This window comes from Hydrogenophaga sp. (genome assembly GCF_051007235.1).
Taxonomy (GTDB): domain Bacteria; phylum Pseudomonadota; class Gammaproteobacteria; order Burkholderiales; family Burkholderiaceae_C; genus Hydrogenophaga.
In genome coordinates, this window is the sequence record NZ_JBPCSJ010000486.1 from 1 (window position 1) to 3,976 (window position 3,976).

7 protein-coding genes are annotated in these 3,976 nt (G+C 68.3%); 3 read left to right on the forward strand and 4 right to left on the reverse strand.

Features of this window, described 5'->3' with window-relative positions; genetic code table 11:
* Positions 1–266: 266 nt before the first annotated feature.
* Positions 267–581, reverse strand: coding sequence for a hypothetical protein (locus ACR2JA_RS17135; protein ID WP_434010284.1), 315 nt, complete (start codon positions 579–581; stop codon positions 267–269).
* Positions 582–640: 59 nt separating this feature from the next.
* On the opposite strand from ACR2JA_RS17135, the gene ACR2JA_RS17140 reads away from it, so the two are divergent.
* On the forward strand, positions 641–1,234 hold the full coding sequence (locus tag ACR2JA_RS17140) for a 3'-5' exonuclease (RefSeq protein ID WP_434010285.1): 594 nt from the start codon (positions 641–643) through the stop codon (positions 1,232–1,234).
* Positions 1,235–1,312: 78 nt separating this feature from the next.
* Here the strand turns inward: ACR2JA_RS17140 and ACR2JA_RS17145 are convergent, their stop codons facing one another.
* On the reverse strand, positions 1,313–1,537 hold the full coding sequence (locus ACR2JA_RS17145) for a DUF3820 family protein (RefSeq protein ID WP_434010286.1): 225 nt from the start codon (positions 1,535–1,537) through the stop codon (positions 1,313–1,315).
* Entirely contained in the window at positions 1,534–2,358 is an 825-nt protein-coding gene (locus ACR2JA_RS17150) for an alpha/beta fold hydrolase (RefSeq protein ID WP_434010287.1), read from the reverse strand. Before ACR2JA_RS17150 ends, ACR2JA_RS17145 begins: the two co-directional genes overlap by 4 nt.
* 83 nt (positions 2,359–2,441) lie before the next feature.
* On the opposite strand from ACR2JA_RS17150, the gene ACR2JA_RS17155 reads away from it, so the two are divergent.
* Positions 2,442–3,038 carry a lysophospholipid acyltransferase family protein gene (locus ACR2JA_RS17155; protein ID WP_434010288.1) on the forward strand — a complete coding sequence of 199 codons (597 nt, stop codon included), beginning with the start codon at positions 2,442–2,444 and terminating at the stop codon, positions 3,036–3,038.
* 260 nt (positions 3,039–3,298) lie between these two features.
* The gene (locus tag ACR2JA_RS17160; RefSeq protein ID WP_434010289.1) at positions 3,299–3,661 is read left to right on the forward strand and encodes a hypothetical protein; all 363 of its coding nucleotides are present in this window, start codon (positions 3,299–3,301) and stop codon (positions 3,659–3,661) included.
* A gap of 11 nt (positions 3,662–3,672) precedes the next feature.
* Here ACR2JA_RS17160 and ACR2JA_RS17165 read toward each other — a convergent pair.
* Positions 3,673–3,976 (reverse strand): VOC family protein (locus ACR2JA_RS17165; protein ID WP_434010290.1); only part of this gene is annotated, 304 nt, incomplete at its 5' end.

Sequence of the window (3,976 nt, forward strand, 5' to 3'; positions counted from 1 at the left end):
CAGCTCGTGCTTGAGCGCATCGAGCACGCGGTCGGGGTGGCGGCCTTCTTGTTGCAGCGGGAAGGTTTTTTTCATGGCAGGTCCTTTCGGGGAATGGTGTCGCCCGGTCGGGACGGAAAGCGGTGGATTATCTCAGCCCCCACGCGAGCGAGACCAGCACCGCATGAAACGGCCCCGGCCAGGGCAGCCGTGGAACGGGCTTTGCCCGGCCACAGGGTGCGTCCCCCTCCCAGCGCCGAAGGCGCGCCAGAGAGGGGGAAGCCGCGTCAGCGGCGCAGGGGGAGCCCGATCTCGTAGCCGCCCTCGTCCAGGTGCCGGTGCGGGCCAAAGACCGCCTCCAGCGCCGCGGTTTCGGCCAGCTGCCAGCTCTCCACCACCATGCGCTGGTCCACCGACAGGCTCTCCGGGTCGGGCGTCTCGCCGTGCTCGGCCACGATGGCCTGCCAGGCCGCGTACACCGGGGCCACCAGCGCAGCGTCGCCCAGGGCACCTTCCAGCGCCTGGCGGAACAGGCGCTCGGCCGCCTGCCGCTGGGCGGGCGAGGTGTCGTCGGGCACATACAGTTTGAGGGTGTAGGTCATGTGGCAGGTCACGGAACACGGGGGGGTCACAATCGCCGGATTATTCACGCAGGCGCCACATGAACACCACCCGCACCACGCCGAGCAAGGACGAGATTGCTTTGCTGCCCGAATTCCCCCGCCTGGGGCGGGACCGCATCACGCTGGTGAACACCGGCCCGCAGGCGCGCGAGGCGGTGGCCGCACTGCGCGACCACGCGGCCTGGGGTTTTGACACCGAGAGCAAACCGACCTTCCGCGTCGGCGAGGTGTCCGACGGGCCGCACATCGTGCAGCTGTCCACGCTGCAGCACGCCTGGGTGTTCCAGTTGTTCGACAGCGCCTGCCGCGATCTGGTGGCCGACCTGCTGGCCCAGGCGGCGCACACCAAGGCGGGGTTTGGCCTGGGCGACGACACCAGCCGCATCCGGTCCAAGCTGCGGGTGGAGCCGGCCGGCGTGCTGGAACTCAACCACCTGTTCCGCGAACGCGGTTACCGCAAGGACATGGGCGTCAAAGGCGCGGTGGCGGTGCTGTTCCAGCAGCGCTTCATCAAGTCCAAAAAAGCCGCCACCTCCAACTGGGCTGCACCGCAGCTGAGCGAATCGCAATTGGTGTACGCGGCCAACGACGCGTACGCCGCCGCACACGTGCTGGCCGCGCTGCAGGTCTGACCCCCACGCTCCGCCGCTACGCGGGTCGCTGCCCCCAAGGGGGCTGGCCAGCCTTGGGGCGGCCCGGCGGCTGACCGATCACGGGCTGGCTGGCCCTTTGCGCAAGGGCGTCAGCAGCTCGCCCAGACCGTTGTGGTCGATCTCGTGCATCAGCTGCAGCAGGCGGCCAATGTCGCTCTTGGGGAAGCCCTCGCGCGCGAACCAGTTCAGGTAGTTGCCCGGCAGGTCGGCGATGGGCATGCCCTTGTGCTTGCCAAAGGGCATTTCGGTCTTGATCAGCCGTTCCAGGTCTTCGGCTTTCATGCGGCCCCGGTGGATTCGTCCAGCCACACGCGCACCGTGGCGTGGAACTGCTCGGGTTTCTGGTGCATCAGCCAGTGGCCCGCGTCAAAGCCCTGCACCCGGCTGCCGGGCGTGGTGCCCAGCGCCGCCAGCCAGCGCGCCGAATGGAACATGAAGGGCTTGCGCTTGCCAAAGCAGAACAGCGTCGGGATCTGCGGGCCGAACACCTTGTCCACCCGCGCCACACCGCGCAGCCCACCATATGCGCTGAACCACTGCATGGCGTAGGGGTAGTTCATCTGCCAGCCCATGCGCTCGGGCGGCGTGCGGCAGCCGATGGTGCGCGCCATGAAGCGCGTCATGCGGTCGGCCAGGCCGGGCCACACGCCACCCAGCTTCCAGGCCACGGCCAGCCACAGCTGGTAACCGGCGATCATCAGCTTTTCCTTGGTCGTCAGCGACTTCAGGTAGGCGCCCGAATTGGTGTCGCCGATGTCGGTGCCCACCACGCGCGCCACGCGCTGCGGGTGGCGCGCCGCGACCTCGTAGCCGAAGAAACAGCCCCAGTCGTGCAGCACCAGGGTCACCGGCTCGTCGGGGCTGACCGCGTCGATCACAGCGACCACCAGCCCGCACATCTGGTCCACCGACACCGGGCGCGGCGGCTGTGTCAGGTCAAAACCCGGCAGACAGAAACGCACACAGCGGTAACCGTCGCGCAGCGCGGCCACGGTCCCGTCCCACAGTGCCAGCGTGTCGGGCCAGCCGTGCAACATCACCACCGTGGGCCCCTGGCCCTCGATACGCACTGTCAGGCCCTGCACGTCCAGGGTTTGGGTCATGGCTGCATTCCCGTCTGTTGAAGTGGCGGCGATGGTAGCGCCCCCCATGCCCCCGCGGCTGTCGTGCACGATACTCACGCCCCATGCACCGCACCATCTTCACCACGCCGGTGGTCAACACCCTGCTGCGCGGCTTCTCGCTCGCCTTCCTCAAGCTCACAGGCTGGACGGTCGAAGGCGCCCTGCCCTCGCAGGCGGCCAAGAGCGTGTTCATCGCCGCCCCGCACACCAGCAACTGGGACCTGCCGTACACGCTGATGGTGGCGTTCGCCCTGCGCCTGAACCCCTACTGGATGGGCAAGCACACCATTTTCAAAGGGCCGTTTGGCCCGGTGATGCGCTGGCTCGGCGGCATCGCCGTCAACCGCGACCAGGCCAACAACCTCGTGGCCGCATCGGCCCAGGCCATCCGCGAGGCCGACAGCCCGCTGCAGCTGATCGTGCCGCCCGAAGGCACGCGCAGCAAGACGCGCTACTGGAAGACCGGCTTTTATTACATCGCCCAGACCGCGGGCGTGCCCATCGTCATGGCCTATATGGACTACAGCACCAAGCGCAGCGGCCTGGGCCCGCTGTTCCAGCCCACCGGCGATGTGGAAGCCGACATGGCCGCCATCAAGGCGTTCTACGCGCCCTTCAAAGGCAAGAACGCCGACCAGTTCGAAGCGGGCGCGAACTGAGCCGCCGCCGTGCTCGGATAACACCCCCGAGTGGCGCAACGGGTGAGACGCCCCACCCGGCCCGGGTCATTTCACCCACTGCCAGGTCATTGATCGGTTGACGCCACCGGGTTTTGCGCTTCCCGTGCACCGCTGCGCCCTCTGCGGCGGGCCGCGCGCCTGCCCAAGCGGCCGGGGGTGGCATCAAATGTGCTGAATGCCCATCAACAGACGGAGCCGCCCACCGCGGTCATTCACGCACCTCCCAGCACCGTTCCACCATGAACGCCTTTGGCAACACCTTGCGCGACAGCCTGTTCGACGTGTTCGGCGGCCGAGCCCGGTCGCGCGCGTCGGCGCAGGCCCTTCGGTCGATACGACACGCCATGCTGAACCTGCTGGGCCGCACCAAGGACCCGCGCTCAGACCGTGTGTTCCACCGCATCGTGAACACACAAGACATCGAAGGCCTCTGGTACGCGCGTGCCGAACTCTTCCACGAGCTGTGCCAGCTGCACGACGAAGTGCACGCCGCCCGCTGCCTGCAGGCACTGGACCCGCTGTTCAAGCCCCACTGGCCACAGGCTCGCCAGCGCCCCCGGGGCCCCGGCCAGACGCACCTGAGCAGCCGACCACCCGTCTGAACAGCGGCGCCTCAGAGGCCGGGCTCCTCCCAATGGTCGTGCCGCTCGCGCCGCTCGGCACGGTAGTTGGTCACCTCCAGGCGGATGCCGTCCGGGTCGGTGAAAAACGTCGCCCAGTAGTCGGGTGCATAGGCACCGTGCAATGCGGCCGGCGTGGCGGCGATGCCGGCCGCGTTCAGCGCCTCGGCCACGGCCCGCACATCGTCCGCCGTGTCCACCCGCAGGCACGGGTGGTGCAACCCCGGTGCGTATGGCTGGTGCGGCGAATCGACCCGCGCAGGCCGCAGCACGTAACCGAAGTGGCGGTTGTAGTAC